This is a genomic window from Trichocoleus sp. ST-U1 (genome assembly GCF_039961835.1).
Classification (GTDB): Bacteria; Cyanobacteriota; Cyanobacteriia; order Cyanobacteriales; family FACHB-T130; genus FACHB-T130.
The window spans coordinates 42,917-64,541 of sequence record NZ_JAMPJZ010000016.1 but is presented as its reverse complement, the minus strand read 5'-3'; the positions used below and the strand labels follow the sequence as shown (position 1 = coordinate 64,541).

Below are 21,625 nucleotides of genomic sequence, written 5' to 3'. Positions count from 1 at the left end.
ATGGGCTGCAATGAGTCAAAAGAACGAAGGTATAAAAATTCTTAGCGATAACCGGCAAGCCCGTTTCCTCTATGAAATTTTGGAAACCTATGAGGCGGGAATAGAGTTAACTGGCACCGAGGTTAAATCGATTCGTCTGGGTCAGGCCAATCTACGAGATGGCTATGCCCTGATTCGCAATGGTGAGATATGGCTGCTGAACGTCCACATTTCGCCCTACAAGGGCATCGGCGCATTTTTCAACCACGACCCTCGTCGCACTCGCAAATTGCTGCTGCACCGCCAGGAAATCCGCAAGCTGATTGGCAAGGTGGAACAGCAAGGTTTAACGTTAATCCCTCTGAAAATGTATTTGAAGGGGGGTTGGATTAAAATTAGTTTGGGTCTTGGCAAAGGTAAAAAGCTGCACGACAAGCGCGAAGACGTCAAGCGGCGCGATGATAAGCGCGATATGGAACGGGCGATGAAAAATTACTAATGAAATCGGGAAATTGGGAATTGACGTGAGTTTGGAATTAGAAACAGACAAAGACAGCTAGGTTGAAAGTGCTGGATTCGCATCTGCTTATCTGATACTCATACTCAGGAAAGATACTCAGGCAAGAAAAGTTCTGCGGCGTTAATAGCCCCCCGCTCAATTGGGGACAAAAGACAAATTGAAAGTGAAGCGTCAACAAGCCGGAATTGGGATGAAGTTCTACTCCGATCGCCAGAAGCGTCGCTCAAAGTTAATTTTGGCTGTGTGTCTCATCTCGTCGATAACGAATTCCATTCACTTCTAAAGTTGGATTAGCGGAGCTGTAGTTTTCCAGCTCTCGAACATCGTCATCAATATAGAAAATGGCTTGAATGGGACCATAGCGCTCTCGAATCGCCAACTCGATGCGCTCGGCAATCAGAGAAGCAATTCCCATAAATTCTGGATGCAGAATTAGATGCATCTGCACCAACACCAAACGCCCGACAATTCCTCGCGACTCAATCTGGTAACAGTGGGTGACGCCCCCAACCTGACGGGCAATTTGCGCCAAAACTTCGGGAGCGATCGCAGTCTGCTGCACCATCAGCGGTAACTGCCAATTCACGACGTACCAACAACTTCTCGCGGCTAGAAGAACCAAAAAAACCGCCAGCATTACGTCGAGCCAGAAAATCCCCCACATCACTCCTACCAAGCCTGCTACCACCAAGAGGGTCAGCCCCACATCCTTGAACAACTGAATGGAATTAAACCGCACAGCAGGGCTATTTAAAACTCTGGCTTGGTACACGCCGATGAGGGCGAGGACTAGGGTTGTGGAGACAACCACTCCCAGCAATTGAATTAGGGGTAGACTCACTGAGGTGGGATACGGGAGATCGACAACCCTGGTCGCAGCGACTAGCTGCTGGGCGGACATTCCCAGTAAATTTAAGCAAGCAAAGCCCAAAAAAGCCACGAGCAGAAGCGTTGCCACGCTTTCCAGTTTGCTATGACCATGCACTTCGCGCCCTGCTAGACGGTCGGGTGCGGCAGTGACGAGCAAACTCAACAGGATACTGAAGCTGGTAATCAGGGTGTGCAGCGACTCCGCTAGCAGGCTGAGCGATCGCGTTGTCCAACCTGCTGAAACTTTAATGGATAAAACGAACAAGGTGAGCCAAAGCGTCGCAAATAAAACCCGACGACTGGCGCGATAGCGATTCTTTGCCTCGGTCATAGCCTTTTAAGGAGTTATTAGTTTTTGGTTGTTAGTGTTTAGAAGTTTGGTTACTCTAGCAACGAACAACGAACAACGAACAACTCATGTCAAACCCTTCTTTTTCTAACCAGGTAGTTGAGGTCAACTCTCCCGGTTTAGATGCCAAGGCGATTCGATTATTAGTTTTAGACATTGATGGCACGATTGCCGGTGTATCCAACACTATCAGAGAACCTGTACTTCGGGCAATTCGTGCCGTTCAAGCAAAGGGTATTCACGTTGCGATCGCGACAGGTCGGATGTATCGTTCTGCTTTGCGCTTCCATCAACACGTTGGCTCCACATTGCCTGTGATGGCTTATCAAGGTGCTTGGATTCAAGACCCCATCAGCCAGAAAGTTCTGCGTCACTCGCCGGTTTCTGAGCCAATGGTATTGCAACTGTTGGAACACTTTGAGGAACCGGAATTGCGATCGCTGCTTTCCGTCCACTTCTACATCAACGACCAGTTGTATGTCAGAGAACTGACATCGGCAACCAAAGCTTACTCAGAACGCTCCGGCATCCAGCCTATCGTTGTTGGCGACCTGCGGAATACCCTCTCGATTGCTGAACCGACGAAAGTTTTGGCGCTCTGTGACGATACAACCGTGATTGAAAATTTGCTCGGAACGTTACGAAAGCGTTACACCCCAGCCGAACTTTACCTGACTACCTCTGTTGCGACTTTCTTTGAAGCAACCCACCCTAGTGTGAATAAAGGAACGGCAGTGCGTTACTTAGCCGAAGAGATATTAGGGCTAGACGCCGCTAATGTCATGGCGATTGGCGATAACTTTAATGATTTGGAAATGCTTGAATACGCTGGGATTGGTGTTGCGATGGGGGATGCACCCGCAGAGGTTCAAGCGATCGCTCAGTGGGTGGCTCCTAGTGTAGAGAAAGATGGTGCCGCCGCTGCCATTGAAATGTTTCTACTTTAAAACCCTTTAGATCAGAAAGAGGACCGACGACTGGCCGTGTTTCGTCTCGGTCCCCTCACTGGTTCGCTCCTCACACAAGAGCAATAGTATTGCATATCATTCCATTTGTCTAGTGCTTTTTACAAAATTTTCTAACTAGGGGTAGGCGGTGGTACGACTAAAGTTCGATGGGTGCCAAGATGCCCAGCCTGTCTTGCAACAGGGATTTCAAAATTGCGCGAGTTACTCCCACTAACCCCAATCTTGCCTGCGCCAGATGAGGCATCTGAGTCTTGACTTCGCCAAAAATGCGACATTCACGCTCAAAGGTTTCAAAAGCCTGAGTCGCATCAAACGCCCGTTTTCCCCACTTCAGTTGATTCATGCCCCCCAGTTCATCTAGCAACCCGAACAACTGGGCGATCAAGTGGCGTTCTGCTGGATGAATCAACTGGAGTTGCCCGTCCGCAGTCAGCCAAGGAATTGGCTCTGGGTAGACTAGCATCAGCGCAGGCGAGTCATTGAGCTGGATTATCTTCTCCCGATGCCCTAAGCGCAGCAAAGAGCAGCAACGGGCATGGATGTACTGTACTTTTGAAAGACTTGATAGGGGTTGGGGGTAAGTCATCGGTACCCGGTAATCGGGAATTGGTAATAGGTAATTGGGAACTCCCTGGCTTTGACTCACCCCTACTACCAAAAGCTGCAACCAACGGGCTATTTCCGTATCGGTGAGTTGGAAATCAATGAAACCGGGAGGAATCACTTGAATTGTCAAATTTTGTAAATCCACCTTTCCCTGAGCGTCATCGACGCTAGTACAGAGATAGGCAGCTAGCTCAGTTGCAATTTCCAATGCTGGCAGGTGCCAGAGAGCTGCAAATTTGAGGGCGACACTCGACCTGTATCGGATGCCTTTACCCTCCTGAAATCGCTGGAGAGGGATTTCAGCGCCGCTGAGCAGCTCAGCCAACGGCGTATTTTCCTCTGGCGGATGTGAAGCGATCGCGTCCTTGTCGAGAAGGTATCTTTCTCTGTACAAACCGATAGCTGCTTGTAGCTGAATAAGCATCTGTTGCTTCAGCGATGGGTAATGAACAGCCGGTAAATTCACCTTCACACTCACTCCCTTTGAAAGGCGTATTTCGCTTATCTAGTCTAGTTTTATGACCTCTACCTAAGGTTAGAACTTTCCCAGAATAATATCTAACTCAAGCAGGCGCGTGAGGAAGTATTTTTTGCTACCTTGTAAGCTTGGTAAAATTTATAAAAGATCATCGCTTGCCACTTATGCAATCACCATCCTCCACATCAGAGGTATCACGACCGTTTTTAACCTGGCAACGGATTCTAGACTGGGCGCAGGAACACTACCGTTATCGGACTTTCAGTAAAGATGAGCGAATTCCAGCTAGACCAGGACTTTTGTATTTAGTCCAACGGGGTGCCGTCCGCTTAGTCGGTACGGCTCAAGTTAGCGCTAACACCAGTTCTTCCGCGGCTAAAGTTCTGCGTTTGAGTCCAGAAGAAGCTTTTTTAGGCTTTGTGGGTGCAGGACAACCGTTTGAAATTGTTGCCCAGTCACCGTTTACCCTTCAGGCTTATGCCCACGTCGATCAAACTTCTGTAGTTTGGATGTACTGGCATGACCTGGACAACTGGCCTCACTTCCGTCGCGAAGTATTTGATGCGTTCCGGTATCAGCACCAGCGCAAGCTACTGTGGTTGAGTACCTTAGGACAGCGACGGACAATCGATCGGCTGTTGGGATTCCTGACGCTGTTGATCGAAGAATTTGGCGAACCCCAAGATAGCGGTTACTGTCTGCCATTTCCCCTAACTCATGCCCAAATTGGCAGTGCCATCGGTTCTACCCGTGTCACTGTGACTCGCTTAATGGGTAAGTTACGTCAAAAAGGATTAATCAGAACTCAAGGGGATAATTTGCTCTGTTTACCTGCGTCTGCTTTGAGTGTTAACAATAATTAGCTTTTTGAGCCGATTGCCATCAGTTTGTTGTCCTGACGATTGCCCTTTCATGGCTACCAACCTATTAAGGACGAAGGGGTACAAAATCGTAGCCGGTACCGGAGGTGGTACCCGGTTGAATGCGGACGAGAATGACGGCAGCATTGCGATCGCCTGACGGTAAAAACCGGATGATGCCCGATGCCCCAGTAGACGAAAAATCCGATGCAATTAGGGATTTTTGGACTCCGGTTCGGGTGGCATTGCGCTGCAAGGCTGCAATCAAAGCCTGGGTAGCGTCATAAGACAAAGCGGTACGCCAACTGACATCGCCACCCCATAGTTGTCGGGATTGGCGGGGAAAGTTAGAAGTCGGATCGCCATTGATATGCCAAGGCACTGCCAGCACCATCTCAACTGCTGCCTCACCGCCCACTTCCAAAGTCTTGGGTGTGTAAACATCATCTCCCCCCAAGAGCTTTAATCGTTTGCGATTTAGCTGCACGACTTGCAGGGCTTTGTCTAAAGTATCTGTATTCGCTGCTAACATTAGCACTTGGGCACCTTGAGCGATCGCTAGATCGATACTTCTAGCAGCACTAAAACCCGGTTCGGATAAGTCAAACTCATTCGATACTTGCCCGCCTCCTAAAGATACGGCAGCGACAAATTCCGATTTCAGCGATTGGCTATAGGCACTCCGGGAATTAAAGAAAACGGCTGCATTTTTCCGTTGCAATTTGTTGAGCATATAGTCAGATAATGCCCTGGCTGCTACGTAGTCACTGGGAACCGTCCGAAAAACGTAGCGGCTAAAACCGGAAAGTTTAATTGAGGTGCTGGTCGGGGAAATGACGACTAATTTGCCATCGTTATAAGTAGTTCCTGCCGCCAAAGTGACATCGCTCGAATAAGGGCCGATAACACCCAACACTTCTGGATTATTGACCAAGGCGCTAGCAATTTGTTTGGCAATTTCTGGATTATTATCGTCATTCGCGATCGCTACTTTTACCGGAATTCCTTTAATTCCCCCAGCTTGATTAATTTCAGTTTGAGCTTGAGCGACGCCCCGCAACATTTCTAAAGCTCCATTTACATCCGTACCAATTGGCACGGAGACGGCAATGGTGTAGCTGATTTGCTTGCCGATCCGGGCATTATTGAGATAAATTAAAGTTTCTGGATCGTTGCGATTCGCTTGGAGGGATGATTGAAAGTTAGCGATCGCGCTAGCAAAATCCCCGCTTGCAAATGCTTGCACTCCTGCTTGTTTCTCGGAGTTAGCATTCGCCGTTGCTAAAGATTTTTCCCCTATACTAATTCGAGTGCTGATAGAACCTGGTGCGATAGGAACTGGACTTGATTTCACCGAATCAGGGTTTCCCGGAGCAATTGGGGGACTGGAATTGCTCTTAAACCACCAATAACCAGCCCCCAAAACACCTGCCGTAATCAATAGGGACAGAACAAGAACCGTTGTTTCATTTTTATGGGACATGGATGGTTAAGCAGGAAGAAATAGGTCTTATTGATAAGTCTAATTAAATTCTTTTTCGCGTTGAAATATTTAGTTTAAATCACGTTTTAAACGAGAGTAATTAGCGGAGCCTAACAAATCCAGCCTCAGAAATCAGTTGCTGTCCTTGTTCTATCTGCAACAAATTTGCATAAGCTTCACCCGCTTGCTGTTCTCTCTGACCATTCCGTTTAATAATCACAAATAGCTTCCGAGTCAGGGGATATTGACCCGTTTGAAAAGCCTGAATATTCAGCTGATTGCGTTGACTAGGGCACGTTTGCAGCGGCACAAAAGGCTCTTGGTAAGGCGTTACAAATTCACCCGCTCTCCGCCCAAGTGGCAAAGGCTTGATACTACATTGTGGAACCACTTCAGGAGCAGAAGCAAAGTAAATTCCTCCAGGGCTACCACCAAGTTTTTGCAGTGCTTGAGTCGTGGTAGAGACAAATTCAACATTGGCACTAAAAGGTTGACCGTTCAAAACTTCTTCCACAAATAGTTCCACCGTTCCTCCAGCATTTGGGGAACGAGAATAGGGTTTAATTGGGATATCCGGGCCGCCTAATTCTTGCCAATTAGTAATCTTGCCCGTATAGATAGATTTCAACTGATCTAAGGTCAAACCTGGGATATTCAGGTTTGGGTTAACCGCGACTGCCAATCCATCAATTGCGATCGCAATCTCTTTAAGCCCGAACCCTCGCTGCTGTGCCTGGTTATACTCGCTCGTCAGAATCGGTCGCGAAGATTGGGCGAAGTCTATTTTCCCGTCTAGTAACATTCTGATGCCAGCGCCAGAGCTAGCAGGGCCGGTATTTGGCTCAACATAGCGCAGCCGAAACTCAGGTCGCGCCGCTTGCATCCGCGAGTCTACTGCGAGTCGAATCGGTGCCCAAGAGGTGCTGCCACCGTAGCTAAACAGCCCAGTAGGAACGTTCTGCACTTGGGGAAAGCCTTCGCCGGTGGAGGGTGTTGAGCGATTGGGCTGATTTTCCCGATCGTTGGCAGCATCACTGGGGTTGGTGGTTTGGTTTAAACGACCGAGGTCAACACCAGAGCGCTTGGTAAACCACCAAAAGCCAGCGCCTAATAAAGCAGCAGTGAGCAGGAGGGCTAAGACGAGAACCGTGGTTTCGTTTTTTTGGGACATGATGGTTACTCAGGAAGCTCACGATTAGCTTAGAGAAAATTAGCAAGTAATTTATAAATTAGGCGAAATAGAGCAGTCACTGCGATCGCGCCTGCTCCAGCCAACATAGCCACAAAAACGACTATCTCCAGGGGAAACCCGTCTCGTAAAACGGGAAAAAACAGCATAATTGCCAGGGTTATTCCCGCAATAATCAATAAATCCAATTTTTCAATGAAGCGGCGGTATTGAGCAAACAATAGACCCCCAATCATCATCCCCAACAATCCAACGCTCAGCCCTGGGGATGGCAGCAAACTACCCAAAGCAATAAATAACAATCCGCCTTCAAACCCCGTAAAAGCTGCTCCTCCTAAAACCTCCAGTAGAGAAAATCTCGGTCGAGAGGCGGGTTGAGAAATGGGGGCGGGTGGCTGAGGGGTCGGGGCTGGAGTTGGAGGCGCGGCAGCGGCGGCTGGAGCGGCGACGCGGGTAGGCATCTGAGTCGGTGGTGCCAGAGGCGCAGGGGACGGTAATAAAGAAGTCAGGGCGTGCAGCACTTCATCAGCAGACTGAAACCGTTGATTCGGCGCACTCAAGAGCATCTGGTCTAAAATATCGGCGAAGCGATTCCACTCACTAGCTCCCGCAGCGCTAGCGATCGCACCCGCATGAGGTCTCCAATTCCACTGATTTGTATAGACATCAAATAACTCGGTTGGCTGCTTGCCCGTGAGTAGGATAATGCAAGTCACCGCCAAGGCATACAAATCTGTTGAAGGATACACTTGACCCCCAGCCATTTGCTCTGGCGGTGCAAATCCCATTGAATAAATTCCGGTTGACGATCCACCAGGCGTTGCCTTCGTCACCTGCTTAACAGCACCAAAATCTAAGAGATAAAGCCGACCGTTGCGATGGCGCATAATGTTGGAAAGCTTGATATCTCGGTGGATGGAGCCGCTATCATGAACAAACTTTAGCACCGGCAGGATTTCTCGCAGCAGTAATAACACCTCGTCTGGGGAGAACTTCCCCTTCTGCGCCAGTTCCTCTTCCAAATTATGCCCATCGATGAATTCCTGCACCAGATAGAAAAACTTGTCCTGTTTTCCCGGTTGAATGCTGGGAACTGTGATATCAAAGAAAGCAAACAAGTCGGGAATTTGAGGATGGCTGCCGAGTTCTTCTAAAACTTCTCCTTCCCGTGCAAATAGATTTTGGGCAATTTGTAGCTGATCCGGCGTTAAATCTCCCACTGGCTGAAACTGTTTGACGACGCATCGGCGCATTCCAGGCGTGCGGCGATCGCGTGCCAAAAACGCTGCACCAAATCCCCCTCGTCCTAACAGCTTTGCCGATAGATACCGACCATCTAAAATCAGCTGCATTCCACAGGCGGTGCAATACTTCTGCTGCACCGTTTTGACAAGGTTGTTGTCATCAAGATCGGCAAAAAAATTCAGGGGGCGAGGGCAGCCGGGACGGGTACAGTAAATTTCCATGAGGAGTTACTGGTCAAATCCTAATCGATGGTTGCTAATTGCTAATTGTTTAAGAGCTAGTAGCCATACTTCCATTCGCGATTAGCAACTAACAGCTGGCTAATACTGGAATTAACTGCCTGCGGAGTTAGGAGCAGCTGCCTTGAACCCATCGGCTTCGATTGGAGTGGATGCTTCCATTTCTCTTCCCCATCCGGGGGAGGCAAAGGCAGGTAAAATTTCTTGGCTAAACGCTTCTGCTGCTTTGGAGCGGTAGCGATTTGGGTTCACAATCACCCATAGCATCCGCTTGACCACTACCTCTTCAATTTTTGCGTAGTGGAGGATGCCCATTTGCAACTCTTTTTCGATCGCCGATAGGGAGACAAACGACGCCCCAAGTCCTGCCTGCACGGCATTTTTAATTGCCTCAATCGAGTTGAGTTCCATCTCTATTTTGAGGCGTCGGGTATCGATGCCGCAGCGAGTTAGCACTTGGTCAATCACCTTGCGGATGGTGGATTGGGAGTCTAAGGCAATGAACTGCAATTTGTAAAGGTCGTCTTTTTGGATAGTCCCAATTTTGGCGAGGGGATGTAAGGCTGGCAAGATCAGCGCTAGTTCATCTTCAGCATAAGGAATAATTTTTAGTGCTTCTTGTAGTTCGGAAGGAACCTCTCCCCCAATGATTGCCAGGTCAACTTGCCCGTTGGCGACACTCCACGCCGTGCGGCGCGTCGAGTGAACGTGTAATTGTACTGCTACATCTGGATACTGCTGGCGGAACATCCCAATCATTCGGGGCAGTAAGTAGGTTCCTGTCGTCTGCGAAGCTCCTATAATCAGGGTGCCACCCTGGAGATTTTGCAAGTCTTCAATGGCGCGGCAGGTTTCTTGACAAAGCGTCAAGATTTTTTCGCCGTAGCTGAGAAGTAGGTGCCCTGCTTCCGTCAGTTGTGCCCTGCGTCCTCCCCGGTCAAACAACGGCACATCCAACTGCCGCTCTAAGTTTTGGACTTGGAGGCTGACAGCGGGTTGCGAGACGTACAGGCTATCGGCGGCACGCTTGAAGCTTCCCTCGGCGGCGATCGCTTTAAGAATGCGGAGTTGGTCTAAAGTGAAAGGAAGGTCAGACATACAGGCTTTACCTGAAAAGGGAAAGGAGCGACTGAGGCATAAAGCTCGGCGATCTGTTAGCTTTTTGTCGGTTGTCAGTTGTCAGTTGTTGGTTACTGCTGACATTTGACCGATGACCCATCACCAATGACCGAAGGATCGCTAAGCGCTCTCTTGCGAGAGATGGGGCTGGACTCAAGCGATTGATAGCCCACTTCGTTGTAAAGCCTCTCAGTCATCGACAGTAACACAACACGAGATCAAGTCTCTCAGGGAATACTTGGGGGGTCTATTTTCTACTGGAAATTACGTAAAAGTTTATGAATTTCTTTCGCGTTCTGACTCCTAGCCACTACATAATGCTGGGACTGCTTTTTGGGTTTGCGATCGCTCACAGTGGTCTGGCTGCACTGCGTCCTTGGGGCGAAAAAAAAATCGGCCCCCGCCTCTACCGCATCTTATTTGCCCTCGTCAGTCTTCCTCTAGCAGTGGTGTTGATCGTTTACTTCATTAATCATCGTTATGATGGGCTGCAACTGTGGCAAGTTCAGGGCGTCCCCGGCGTTCAGTCGGTGGTGTGGGTGCTTTCGGCTATCTCATTTCTGTTTCTTTATCCAGCAACTTTCAACTTGCTAGAAATTGCCGCCATCGAAAAGCCTCAAGTGCATCTTTACGAAACCGGCATTATCCGCATCACTAGGCATCCCCAAATGGTTGGACAGGTGATTTGGTGTATTGCTCATACGCTTTGGGTCGGCACGACTTTTACCCTCTTAACTTCAGTAGGGCTAGTGCTGCATCATTTATTCGCAGTTTGGCATGGCGATCGCCGTCTCTTGGCTCGCTATGGGGAAGCTTTCGAGGCTGTGAAAGCTCGCACCTCTGTTGTCCCCTTCCAGGCACTCCTGGAAGGGCATCAAACCCTGAAATGGCAAGAGTTTCTCCGCCCTGCGTATCTGGGGGTCACTGCTTTCATTCTGCTGTTGTGGTGGGCGCACCCCTGGTTGATCCAGGCGACAGGTGTTGTCAGATGGTAGTGTGAGTTCCGCAATTATGCTGAGCCACGCGATCCCAAATGGATGTAGCATGATTCCAAATAACTTTCAGCTTAATTACGCTCTGGTTCTACCGCCTTAGCTTCCCCATAGATGCCTAGACGTAGTAGATACGCACTGGCATACCAGTTGCGCTAGAGTAAGCTGAAGGATTTTACTTCATTGTTTATTGTTCCACTTCCTCCTTTTGGCTGACTTTCAATAGTAAAAGCGAATAAAACTAGAGGGATCATGGTGCTTTCTGTTAACGAACGGACGTTTACACAAGAAGTTTTAGAATCTTCCACCCCAGTCCTAGTTCATTTTTGGGCACCCTGGTGTGGATTATGTCGGCTAATTAACCCCCTCCTGACTAGAGTTCAATCTGAATGGGGCGAACAAGTCAAATTAGTTGGAATTAATGCCGATCAAAATTTAAAACTGGCGAATACTTATCGCCTCCAGACTCTACCCACGATCGTTCTGATTGAAAACGGCAAGGTAGTTCACCGCATTGATAGCTTTCAAGGGCGGGATGATTTACGCATGGCATTAGAAAAAATTATGGTAAGTTATTTGCCAAATTCTGCCTGAAGTTGGAGATAGCTGCTCCTATCCAAGATAAATAGGACTGACGCAGAGATCCCCTTTACATCCGCCGATAAAGTGGGGAATTGTCCGGTTCCCCGTTTTCAAGGGGGGTTTGGGGGATCTCGGTTTCAAGCTTTCAGTGCGTAAATCCCGATCAATTTTTTCGCTGCTTGTAACTGTTCAACCTGAATGCAACGTTTTACCCGTTCTTAAACTCACCGATTCTCTCTATCGGTGGGTTTAATTTTTGGCTGACAAGTTTCTGGCTGTCTAAACTGTTAGTTATAAATACTTTAGAGACCGTCTGTGTCACAATGTAAACGGTCTTACCAAGTTAGTTAAGAAATATAAAGTAGGCGTCAGTGATGGAACTGCTCTATCAGTATGCCTGGATCATCCCAGTCCTGCCGCTAGCTGGGGCGATGCTGGTCGGTCTGGGACTAATCTCGATTAATCGATTTACCAACAGTCTGCGGCAGTTAAATGCCGTGGTTATAGTCTCCCTGCTAGGGATGGCGATGGGTTTCTCCTTGGCGCTGCTCTGGAGTCAAATTCAAGGTCATGCTACCTACACCCGTACCCTGGAGTGGGCAGCCGCGGGGAATTTTCACCTGAATATGGGCTACACGATTGACCACTTGACGGCCCTGATGCTGGTCATCGTGACGACAGTTGCCTTCCTGGTGATGATTTACACCGATGGCTACATGGCTCACGATCCGGGGTATGTGCGCTTCTATGCCTATCTGAGCCTGTTTAGTTCCTCCATGTTGGGTTTGGTGGTCAGCCCCAACTTGGTACAGGTTTATATTTTCTGGGAACTGGTCGGTATGTGTTCTTACCTACTGATCGGATTCTGGTATGACCGCAAGGCAGCAGCCGATGCTTGCCAAAAGGCTTTTGTCGTCAACCGCGTCGGCGACTTCGGGCTGTTGTTAGGGATGCTGGGGCTGTACTGGGCGACGGGCAGCTTTGAATTTGACGTAATCGGCGATCGCCTGCAAGCATTTGTCGCATCAGGCTACCTAAGTACCGGCCTTGCGGCTCTGTTCGCAATCTTAGTGTTTATGGGACCAGTGGCAAAATCTGCTCAGTTCCCGTTGCACGTCTGGCTACCAGATGCGATGGAAGGCCCTACCCCCATCAGCGCCCTGATTCACGCGGCAACGATGGTGGCTGCGGGCGTCTTCCTAATTGCGCGGATGTATCCCGTGTTTGAAGGCATCCCAGTGGCAATGAACGTGATTGCCTGGACGGGTGCCTTTACTGCATTTTTGGGGGCAACCATTGCCATTACCCAAAACGACATCAAGAAAGGTCTCGCTTATTCCACCATGTCCCAGCTGGGCTACATGGTAATGGCAATGGGCGTCGGTGCCTATACTGCCGGTCTATTTCACCTAATGACACACGCCTACTTCAAGGCGATGCTATTTTTGGGTTCTGGTTCTGTGATTCACGGCATGGAATCAGTCGTAGGTCACGATCCCGCCTTGGCTCAGGATATGCGGATGATGGGCGGACTGCGGAAGTATATGCCGATTACCTCCCTCACCTTTTTGGTTGGAACGCTCGCGATCAGCGGGATTCCACCTTTCGCTGGGTTCTGGTCGAAAGACGAAATTCTAGGCAGCGCTTTTGGGGCAAATCCGGCGCTGTGGTTCGTCGGCTGGCTGACGGCTGGAATGACTGCTTTCTATATGTTCCGGATGTATTTCCGGACGTTTGAGGGCAAATTCCGAGGGCATGAATCAGGCATCAAGCAGGAACTACTAGGGGCGACGAAATCTCCCCAAGTTGAATTTGCTTTTGGCCCTGGGGCGATGGATACCAGAGAGTTATCCTCCAAAGCCCATGACAGCCACGATGACCACGGTCATAGCGAGTATCCGCACGAGTCGCCGCTGACAATGACGCTGCCCCTGATTGTTCTGGCGGTGCCGTCGATGCTGATTGGTTTGGTTGGGACGCCTTTCCACAATTATTTTGAGGAATTCATTCACGCCCCCGGCGAACCGCTGACTGAGGTGCTGGAAAAAGCCACTGAGTTTGATTTGACAGAATTTCTGATCATGGGGGGTAATTCGGTCGGAATTGCCTTGATTGGAATTACGCTGGCTTCTCTGATGTACTTGAGAGGCAAGATCGATCCCGCTGCGATCGCTGCTAAAATCCCCTTCTTTTACAAGCTGTCGCTCAACAAGTGGTATTTCGACGAAATCTATGACACCCTCTTCGTTCAAGGGTGCCGTCGCTTAGCGCGACAAGTCATGGAAGTGGATTTCCGCGTGGTTGATGGCGCAGTCAACTTCACCGGCTTAGCGACGCTGTTGAGTGGTGAAAGTCTGAAATACTTTGAAACTGGTCGCGTCCAATTCTATGCCCTGATTGTGTTTGGGGCGGTGCTAGTGGGCGTGATTGTCTTTGGTGTGACTTAAATTTAGAAACCGCTCGCTGTGTGTTTCTACCCGCTGTCAACAAAAGATAAAAGGAAAAAGCTGAAAACTTTTTCCTTTTTCCTTTTTAAGTACACTTACTCATAGCTGACAGCTAAACCTTATTGCTCACGATTTGATATCTCATGAATACAGCTAATTTTCCTTGGCTGACTTTTATCATCCTGTTCCCCATCGCGGCATCCCTGTTGCTTCCGTTGATACCAGATAAAGATGGTAAGACGGTACGCTGGTACGCCCTCATTATTGGGCTGATTGATTTCGTGGTGATGGTTTATGCCTTCTATACTCAGTACGACTTTTCTAATCCCGGTCTGCAACTGGTGGAAAGTTACTCCTGGGTACCCCAAATCGACCTAAGGTGGTCGGTGGGCGTAGATGGCTTATCAATGCCGCTAGTCTTGCTCACCGGCTTTATCACCACCCTGGCGACTTTGGCAGCGTGGCCCGTGACGTTTAAGCCGAAGCTGTTTTACTTTTTGCTCCTGGCGATGTACGGCGGTCAGATTGCAGTGTTTGCGGTCCAGGATATGCTGTTGTTTTTCCTGGTGTGGGAACTGGAACTGATTCCGGTGTACCTGCTGCTGGCAATTTGGGGCGGTAAGAAGCGTTTGTACGCGGCTACCAAGTTCATTCTTTATACGGCTGGCGGGTCGCTGTTCATTTTAGTAGCCGCCTTGGCGATGGCGTTCTACGGCGATACCGTGACGTTTGATATGAGGGCGATCGCTGCCAAGGATTACCCCCTAACTTTCCAACTCTGGATCTATGCAGGGTTTCTGATTGCCTACGGCGTCAAGTTGCCGATTATTCCCCTGCATACTTGGCTACCAGATGCTCACGGCGAAGCGACTGCGCCAGTGCATATGTTGCTAGCAGGAATTCTCCTGAAAATGGGCGGTTATGCGCTGATTCGGATGAATGCCCAGATGCTACCCGATGCTCATGCCGTGTTCGCGCCCGTTTTGGTGATTTTGGGCGTTACCAACATCATCTACGCAGCCCTCACCTCTTTTGCTCAACGGAACCTGAAACGGAAAATCGCTTATTCCTCGATTTCCCACATGGGATTTGTGCTGATTGGAATTGCCACGTTTACTGACTTGGGTTTGAGCGGTGCGGTACTGCAAATGGTTTCCCACGGTTTGATTGGGGCAAGCTTGTTCTTCCTTGTGGGAGCCACTTACGACCGCACCCACACCCTGATGCTGGATGAAATGGGCGGCGTCGGGTTGAGGATGAAAAAGATGTTTGCCATGTGGACGACTTGTGCCCTCGCGTCATTAGCATTGCCAGGGATGAGCGGATTTGTGGCAGAAATCATGGTGTTTGTTGGCTTTGCGACCAGCGATGCTTATAACCCCACTTTCAAGGTCGTGGTGGTCTTTCTAGCCGCCGTTGGCGTGATTCTGACCCCCATCTACCTACTCTCGATGCTGCGAGAAATTTGCTACGGGCCGGAGAATAAGGAATTAGTGGAACACGAAGCCTTGATCGATGCGGAACCACGAGAGGTGTTCATCATCGCCTGTCTGTTGGTGCCGATTATTGGCATTGGCTTGTACCCCAAAATCCTGACTCAAATTTACGACGCAACCACTTTGCAGCTGACGGAGCGACTGCGAGGTTCAGTTCCGACGCTGGCGAGTGGGCGACAGGTTCCGACCCAAGCACAGGCGGATATTCCCCTGTTGTCGTTGCGGGCACCAGAAATCGGCAATCGCTAGAGAATTCAAAGGTGAAAAATCGCAAAAATTTTCTTGAGGTTTGAATTTTCAGCTTGCTAAATTTTCATAATCAATAATCCTTTTTGGGGCGGAATTAAATATCCGCCCTTTTTGTTAAAAATTACGAATTCATCGGCAATAGTATCAAATGTGTGATGGCGGATGCAGGGGAATTTCTATCAGAAATTGCGCCCCCTGACCGGGCGCTGAAATACATTTGAGTTGACCGCCGTGTTTTTCGACCACAATTTGATAGCTAATCGACAACCCAAGCCCTGTGCCAATACCGACAGGCTTAGTTGTGAAGAAAGGATCGAAAAGTCGCTTTCTGACTTCCTCTGCCATTCCTGGCCCATTGTCGGAAATCTTGATTACGACTCGGTTATTTGTCAACACGTCGGTACGAATCCGAATGATACTGGCGTCGGCTTTGATTTGTTCAAGCGATCGCTTTTTATTGGACTCATCCAAAGCATCAATTGCATTGGTGAGAAGATTCATAAATACTTGGTTGAGCTGCCCTGGATAGCACTCTACTTTAGGTAGGTTGCCATATTCTTTGATTAGCTGGATAGGGGGATGATCTGGTTTGGATTTGAAGCGGTTTTGCAGAATTAGGAGCGTACTTTCGATGCCTTCATGAATATCTACCAGTTTCATCTCGGCTTCGTCAAGGCGGGAGAAATTGCGTAAGCTACGCACAATCTCACAAATGCGCTCTGCCCCCACATTCATAGAAGAAAGTAATTTAGGCAAGTCCTTGATGAGAAAATCTAGGTCAATCGCGGCAATTTCGTCTTGAATTTCTGGCGTTGGATGGGGATATTGCTGTTGATATAGTTGCAGCAACCCAAGAATGTCTCGCGTGTATTCGCTCGCTGGGGCTAAATTCCCGTAGATGAAGTTAACGGAATTATTGATTTCATGCGCGACTCCAGCCACTAGCTGACCCAAACTGGACATTTTTTCACTTTGAACCAGTTGAGACTGAGTACGTTGGAGTTCCTGAAGCGTGGTTTCGAGCCGGGTGGCGTGTGCTTGAGCGATCGCTGCGGCTTCACGAGTTTGAGTATAAAGTTCTGCTTGGTTAATCGCGATCGCGACTTGGTCGCAAACCGCCGAAAGCAGTTCCACTTCATCGTCATGCCAAGTTCGAGGACTGCTAAATTGACCGCAGGCAACTACACCAAGTTCGCCCGTGCGAGTCATTATCGGAAAATTTAGTATAGAAACGTACCCCAGCGATTGGAAGAACTGCCGTGAATTGGGGTCGGTTAACGCTTCAATATTATCCAAATGGATGATTTCTCGGTTTAAGAGTTGTATTACTTGAAAACTGGTCGGTTCCTCTGGATAGCAACCCAGAAAGCTAGGCAAATTGTCTACCTTCGCTTCATGCAATATCTCCCAACTTGCCGATTCACCATTGGGACGATACCACATGAAAAGGCACTGCTCAATTTGCAGCAGCCTGCGGATTTCCTGCACGGCTGTTTCCAAGATGGTATTGAGATCCAGCGAACTGCGAATTTGACTAGCAAGACGATTGAGTAGTTCTTCTCGCTGCGCGAGTTCTCGGAACCGAGCTTCTGATTGCCGCAACGCTTCTTCCACCTGCTTGAGAGCGCTGATATTACTTCCGGTGCCGATAATTCGATAGATGCGACCCGCAGCATCCCGCAGTGGAGTTAAAGTCGTTAGCCAATAAGTGTCTACACCCTGCAAGGGAATGCAATCCTCGTAAAAAGTACATTCCCCTGCGACGAGACATTTTGTATATCTCTCATGCAAGGAATTACCTAACTCTAAACCAAATAGTTCATGGGGAGTTTTGCCCATCGCTTGGGCACTACTGATGCCAGTAACCATCGCTATCGGTCGATTCCAGCTAAGGTAGCGAAAAACCCCTTGTGCGTCCACATCTAAAACAAAGATGGCGTTTTCCACGCCCTCGTAGATGGAATGGAAAAAGTCCTCACTCTGGATCATCTCTGCCGACAGGATCAATCCACCCCTTTCCCCGCTTGGGTGCTTCCAAGGATGCAGGCTCCACTTTATCGGCACCGAGGAACCGTCAGGGCAAACAAAGCTACTTTCCTGAAACTCCCCTGAACTCGCCCCAGATAAAACTAGCTCAGCCTTGTGCCGCCATTGGTCGGGAAGGTGAGGAAAAACTTCGTAATGCGATCGCCCAATCAAATTTTGCTCATCTAGCCCGTAATCGATTAGCCACCGACGAGAAGCGAGCAAGTAACGCATCTGGCGATCGCACATCGCTACGGCAGCGGGTGTATGTTGCAAAAATAGCCCAAACAGCTCTAAATTGTCTGAGGCGTTCATAGGTCGGCAAAGGCTCTTTTTGTAATGGCATTCAATTTAGAGGTTTTCAGGGTGAAATGCCCTAAACATTGCAATATTCAATTATCTAAACATTTAATTTAAGGCATCCACTCTAGTACGACGCCAACCCGACTATCTTTGCGTTGTCTTGCATTTTGCTTCTCAATGTCTGTCGATAAGCGCAGGTTGCGGGTAAAGGCATAGCCGACGGAAAGCTTTGTAATTCCGACTTCTTCATTCGTTGCTGGAGCAACCCAACTCTGAGTTAAGGAGATATCGGCTGCACCAGTGCGAGATAAAACGAATATCAGCTTCGCACCCACATGTAAGCCATCTGTTGAGTATCGGTCAGTTTCCAAATGTCGATAGCCCACCAGGGGCGCGATATTAACGTAGCCACCCAAAGGAAGTACGTAGTACCGTAAATCTGCTCCATAAGCCTCGCGCTGACCCTTGAACTCAGTGTGATAATCCCCACTGACGGTTAAGCCGGTGCGACCAATAAACACGTCCTCCACGCCAATATTGACTCCCCCGGCTTGCCCAGATGAAGGAAACTGGGAGTAGCCGAGGCGCACCCTAGTCCGAAAGCTGGGGTCATTGCGAATTTCTTCTAGCACATTCGGCACGTCTCGCCGCCAACGCTGCAAAACCGGGCTATTTTCAATAATTTCTGGGCTTAAATCCAACTCGCTAGCATCTGGCTTGGGCGTTTCTTGTGGCTGGGTTTGAGCCTGGGTTTGAGTTTGGGCAGACGATATCCCCAAAATCAAGGAAGTGCTGATTGCGAACAGTATAGAGTTTCGCGCAAAGGCGCAAAGGCGCAAAGAAAGGCAAGTTAGCGTCTGTGCGTCTAGCGGGCTGAGGCGCGAGATGCTAAAGGTCTTCGTCATGGGGGTTGCGTCAGTTCTATATTTATGAGGAATTTTGATAAGGATAAAAAAAGTGGCTCTGCTTAGTGCAGAACCACTTTAGTTGAGGGAAGATGCTCAAAATTAGCGGGCTTTACCTTGCACGGCAGTCATATCAATCGGCTTGATTAGGTACAGGCGCAGCAACTGCCAAGCGTTAGAAGCATAAAGGGGTAGCTTCTGGAACAATTGCAGGAATTTGGGGGTGTTGGAGGTTGCGATCGCACCCAGCTTCTCATTATTTTTGATGCACACTTCTAGGCGCTCGTAAAATTCTGGCTTCTCTACATCCAGAATCACTGGGAACACCCGTCCTGCGGTTTCGTTGGTCTTCTGAATCACGTGAATGTCATATTCCCGTGCGTCCAGACCAAGCGTGGCATAGAATTTGGAACGCTGGATGTCGTTGAGATACATCGTCGCAAACACTGACAGCAGGAAGAAGCGACACCACAGCTTTGCTTTCCAATCATTCAAGAATTGGGGTTGCGCTCTCATTACGGCATCGAAGAAGTCACCGTGCCGGTTTTCATCCTGGCACCAGTTTTCAAAGAAGCGGAAGATTGGATAAACGCGGTTTTCGGGATGTGCTTCTAGGTGCCGGTAAATGGTGATATACCGCCAGTAACCAATCTTCTCGGACAGATAGGTCGCATAGAAGATGAATTTCGGCTTAAAGAAGGTGTATTTGTGATTCTTGGTCAGAAATCCCAAATCTAGTGACATATTGAAGTCTGACATTGCCTTATTCAGGAAGCCAGCATGACGAGCTTCATCCCGCGACATCAAGTTAAAGCCTTCTGCCAGAAGCGGGTTTTTGTCCTTCAATCGGCGTCCGAGTTCTTTGTAGAGTAGGAATCCGGAGAATTCTGCCGTGCAGGAACGCTCTAGAAATTCAATAAATAACTGGCGCGTCTCCCCATCAATATGATCCCAGGATTGGTCAAACTCGGCATCCCGCACGAAGTGGTGACGGTTGTAGTCAGCGCGGAATTCTTCCATCAGCGCCTTGAGTTCATCTTCATTTGGCGACAGATCCATCTTCGCCATTTCATCAAAGTCGGTGGTGTAGAACCGGGGCGTCAGTAGGGTTTCTTTCGCAGGTACTTTCACCCCAGGTCTTAATTCTTCAAAGCTGGGTTTTTTGAGGGAATCCACCATATTCTTTGTCTCTCTTGTTTCTCTTATTATTATGATTCCGTCGCTTTCACTCAAAGGCTTGCGTTCCAGTCTACCAATCTACACGAGAGCGATCGCACTTGTTACGTTAAGACTTACTACACGCTGTCAAGTTTTGTGACATCTTCAGAGTTCTTGCTGCTCAATTCCTAGGTGCAAGAGTTAAGAACAAAATCCTATGATTGAAGTTAGGACATCTGAAGCGCTAGGAATCTTATGAAGAACGTCTCGACTGCCTATGTTCTTTGGCTAGCCTGTTTTTTGTCCCCACCGATAGCGGGGATGCATCGCCTGTACAATGGCAAGATTGGCACGGGGCTGCTGTGGCTGTTTACGTGGGGTTTGTTTGGGGTCGGACAGTTCGTGGATTTATTTCTGATTCCCGGCATGGTGGAGGAACATAATGCCAAGCTTCAAGACCGCTTGGGGGTATCCTCCACGGGCGTGCCTCTATCGCCACCTGCGATCGCGCTTACCAAGCAGGAGCTTACCCGCGATCAACTAATGGTTAAACTTGTGAAAGCCGCCGCTGCTAGAGGTGGCAAACTTTCCGTTACCCAAGCGGTGATGGATACAGGTGTAAGCTTTGCCAAGGCAGAAGCCACTTTGAAAGAAATGCTCAAAAGTGGCTACGTCATGGTTGACAATCACCCAGAAACTGGCGTTGTCATTTATGAATTTATCGAGTTGTAATGGCTCATTAGTCATTAGTAATTATCTAATGACTAATGAAATTCACCTTTCCCGACTAATTTCTTTCCAGCCACTTTTGAGCATTCAACCGCTGCGTCACGCCAAACACCATTAAATCCAGCGTGATCTTGCGCTCATCGCACAAAAAAGGCTCAATGATACTAGGTTTAGAGCCTTCAAAACAGGAAAAAGCTCTTTGTTTTTGGATGTCTTCTTCGGGAAAATAAAGGTTAAAGTTCCGCTTTCCTCCTTGCCAGCTCCCGTTGACTTGCCAGCATTCTGAGATTTCTTGAAGCGGTTTCTTGTCAAATTTCAGCTCTAAATTTTTGACGCCCTTTTTTTCAAGTGCTGTTTTCAAAGCTGGTAAATAGTCTTGTTGAATAAACTCAACAAAAGGCTTGTCTTCTACCGCAGGTGCCTTCTCTTTTTTAGCCGCTTTAGCAGCTGGCTTATCCCCTTCTGGCGACTCGTCCTTTTTAGCAGCTTTGGCACCTGCTGGCTTATCTGCTTTAGCAGCTTTGGCACCCGTTGGCTTATCCTCTTTAGATGCTTGAGCTGTTTTTTTAACATCTGTTTGAACCTGAGCCGAGTCATCTGGGGTTGATGCCTCTGTCGAAGATTTTTCTCCAGTCGCATTCGGATTCACCTCCGGATTCACAGCTTCTGGAGCGGGTGCGTTTGCTGTAGGAATGTCGGTTGCTACGTCAGAATCCGTACTGGGAGCATTTTCTTCAGAAACACTAGGAGCCTGCTTGTCAACAGTGCTAGGAGCCACCTCTCCGGCGTCATTGTGATTCGTTTCTTCTGCCATTGGACTTATCCGCAAGTTGG

General features: G+C 48.8%; 18 protein-coding genes. 8 read left to right on the top strand and 10 right to left on the bottom strand.

Going from position 1 to position 21,625, the window contains the following annotated elements; translation table 11 throughout:
* Positions 1-10 precede the first annotated feature (10 nt).
* On the top strand, positions 11-478 hold the full coding sequence (smpB, locus tag NDA06_RS08820) for an SsrA-binding protein SmpB (RefSeq protein WP_190413167.1): 468 nt from the start codon (positions 11-13) through the stop codon (positions 476-478).
* 250 nt (positions 479-728) lie between these two features.
* Here the strand turns inward: smpB and NDA06_RS08815 are convergent, their stop codons facing one another.
* A complete protein-coding gene (locus tag NDA06_RS08815; protein WP_190525830.1) occupies positions 729-1,700 on the bottom strand; it encodes a cation transporter in 972 nt (323 codons plus the stop codon).
* A gap of 86 nt (positions 1,701-1,786) precedes the next feature.
* Between NDA06_RS08815 and NDA06_RS08810 the strand changes: the two genes are divergently transcribed.
* Positions 1,787-2,665: a Cof-type HAD-IIB family hydrolase gene (locus tag NDA06_RS08810; RefSeq protein WP_190533298.1), complete on the top strand. Its 879-nt coding sequence runs from the start codon at positions 1,787-1,789 to the stop codon at positions 2,663-2,665.
* Positions 2,666-2,822: 157 nt separating this feature from the next.
* On the opposite strand, the gene NDA06_RS08805 is transcribed toward NDA06_RS08810, so the two are convergent.
* Positions 2,823-3,758, bottom strand: coding sequence for a DALR anticodon-binding domain-containing protein (locus NDA06_RS08805; RefSeq protein WP_190985531.1), 936 nt, complete (start codon positions 3,756-3,758; stop codon positions 2,823-2,825).
* 176 nt (positions 3,759-3,934) lie between these two features.
* Between NDA06_RS08805 and NDA06_RS08800 the strand changes: the two genes are divergently transcribed.
* Complete coding sequence (locus NDA06_RS08800) at positions 3,935-4,633, top strand: Crp/Fnr family transcriptional regulator (protein ID WP_190413159.1); 699 nt, start codon at positions 3,935-3,937, stop codon at positions 4,631-4,633.
* A 64-nt stretch (positions 4,634-4,697) separates the two neighbouring features.
* On the opposite strand, the gene NDA06_RS08795 is transcribed toward NDA06_RS08800, so the two are convergent.
* The 4 genes from NDA06_RS08795 to NDA06_RS08780 all read right to left on the bottom strand — a co-directional run bounded on the left by NDA06_RS08795 (position 4,698) and on the right by NDA06_RS08780 (position 9,884).
* Positions 4,698-6,113, bottom strand: a complete 1,416-nt coding sequence (locus NDA06_RS08795; RefSeq protein WP_190438687.1) for an ABC transporter substrate-binding protein — start codon at positions 6,111-6,113, stop codon at positions 4,698-4,700.
* Between the two features lie 100 nt (positions 6,114-6,213).
* The gene (locus NDA06_RS08790; protein WP_190438685.1) at positions 6,214-7,284 is read right to left on the bottom strand and encodes a PstS family phosphate ABC transporter substrate-binding protein; all 1,071 of its coding nucleotides are present in this window, start codon (positions 7,282-7,284) and stop codon (positions 6,214-6,216) included.
* A gap of 29 nt (positions 7,285-7,313) precedes the next feature.
* On the bottom strand, positions 7,314-8,768 hold the full coding sequence (locus tag NDA06_RS08785) for a serine/threonine-protein kinase (RefSeq protein ID WP_190438683.1): 1,455 nt from the start codon (positions 8,766-8,768) through the stop codon (positions 7,314-7,316).
* A gap of 111 nt (positions 8,769-8,879) precedes the next feature.
* Complete coding sequence (locus tag NDA06_RS08780) at positions 8,880-9,884, bottom strand: LysR family transcriptional regulator (RefSeq protein ID WP_190413151.1); 1,005 nt, start codon at positions 9,882-9,884, stop codon at positions 8,880-8,882.
* A gap of 299 nt (positions 9,885-10,183) precedes the next feature.
* Here NDA06_RS08780 and NDA06_RS08775 point away from each other — a divergent pair, with 299 nt between their 5' ends.
* From NDA06_RS08775 to NDA06_RS08760, 4 genes are all read left to right on the top strand, one after another.
* Complete coding sequence (locus tag NDA06_RS08775) at positions 10,184-10,900, top strand: NnrU family protein (protein ID WP_190413149.1); 717 nt, start codon at positions 10,184-10,186, stop codon at positions 10,898-10,900.
* 249 nt (positions 10,901-11,149) lie between these two features.
* Positions 11,150-11,491, top strand: coding sequence for a thioredoxin domain-containing protein (locus NDA06_RS08770; RefSeq protein WP_190413147.1), 342 nt, complete (start codon positions 11,150-11,152; stop codon positions 11,489-11,491).
* Between the two features lie 362 nt (positions 11,492-11,853).
* Positions 11,854-13,926: an NAD(P)H-quinone oxidoreductase subunit 5 gene (locus NDA06_RS08765; protein ID WP_190413145.1), complete on the top strand. Its 2,073-nt coding sequence runs from the start codon at positions 11,854-11,856 to the stop codon at positions 13,924-13,926.
* A gap of 143 nt (positions 13,927-14,069) precedes the next feature.
* Positions 14,070-15,671, top strand: a complete 1,602-nt coding sequence (locus tag NDA06_RS08760; protein WP_190427834.1) for an NAD(P)H-quinone oxidoreductase subunit 4 — start codon at positions 14,070-14,072, stop codon at positions 15,669-15,671.
* Positions 15,672-15,815: 144 nt separating this feature from the next.
* Here the strand turns inward: NDA06_RS08760 and NDA06_RS08755 are convergent, their stop codons facing one another.
* From NDA06_RS08755 to acsF, 3 genes are all read right to left on the bottom strand, one after another.
* Positions 15,816-18,011 carry an ATP-binding protein gene (locus NDA06_RS08755; protein ID WP_190985530.1) on the bottom strand — a complete coding sequence of 732 codons (2,196 nt, stop codon included), beginning with the start codon at positions 18,009-18,011 and terminating at the stop codon, positions 15,816-15,818.
* A gap of 98 nt (positions 18,012-18,109) precedes the next feature.
* Entirely contained in the window at positions 18,110-18,904 is a 795-nt protein-coding gene (locus NDA06_RS08750; protein ID WP_242047423.1) for a hypothetical protein, read from the bottom strand.
* A 102-nt stretch (positions 18,905-19,006) separates the two neighbouring features.
* Positions 19,007-20,083 carry a magnesium-protoporphyrin IX monomethyl ester (oxidative) cyclase gene (acsF, locus tag NDA06_RS08745; protein ID WP_190413139.1) on the bottom strand — a complete coding sequence of 359 codons (1,077 nt, stop codon included), beginning with the start codon at positions 20,081-20,083 and terminating at the stop codon, positions 19,007-19,009.
* Positions 20,084-20,317: 234 nt separating this feature from the next.
* Between acsF and NDA06_RS08740 the strand changes: the two genes are divergently transcribed.
* Complete coding sequence (locus NDA06_RS08740; protein ID WP_190413137.1) at positions 20,318-20,794, top strand: NINE protein; 477 nt, start codon at positions 20,318-20,320, stop codon at positions 20,792-20,794.
* 55 nt (positions 20,795-20,849) lie between these two features.
* On the opposite strand, the gene NDA06_RS08735 is transcribed toward NDA06_RS08740, so the two are convergent.
* Positions 20,850-21,605: a DUF2996 domain-containing protein gene (locus NDA06_RS08735; protein ID WP_190985529.1), complete on the bottom strand. Its 756-nt coding sequence runs from the start codon at positions 21,603-21,605 to the stop codon at positions 20,850-20,852.
* Positions 21,606-21,625 lie beyond the last annotated feature (20 nt).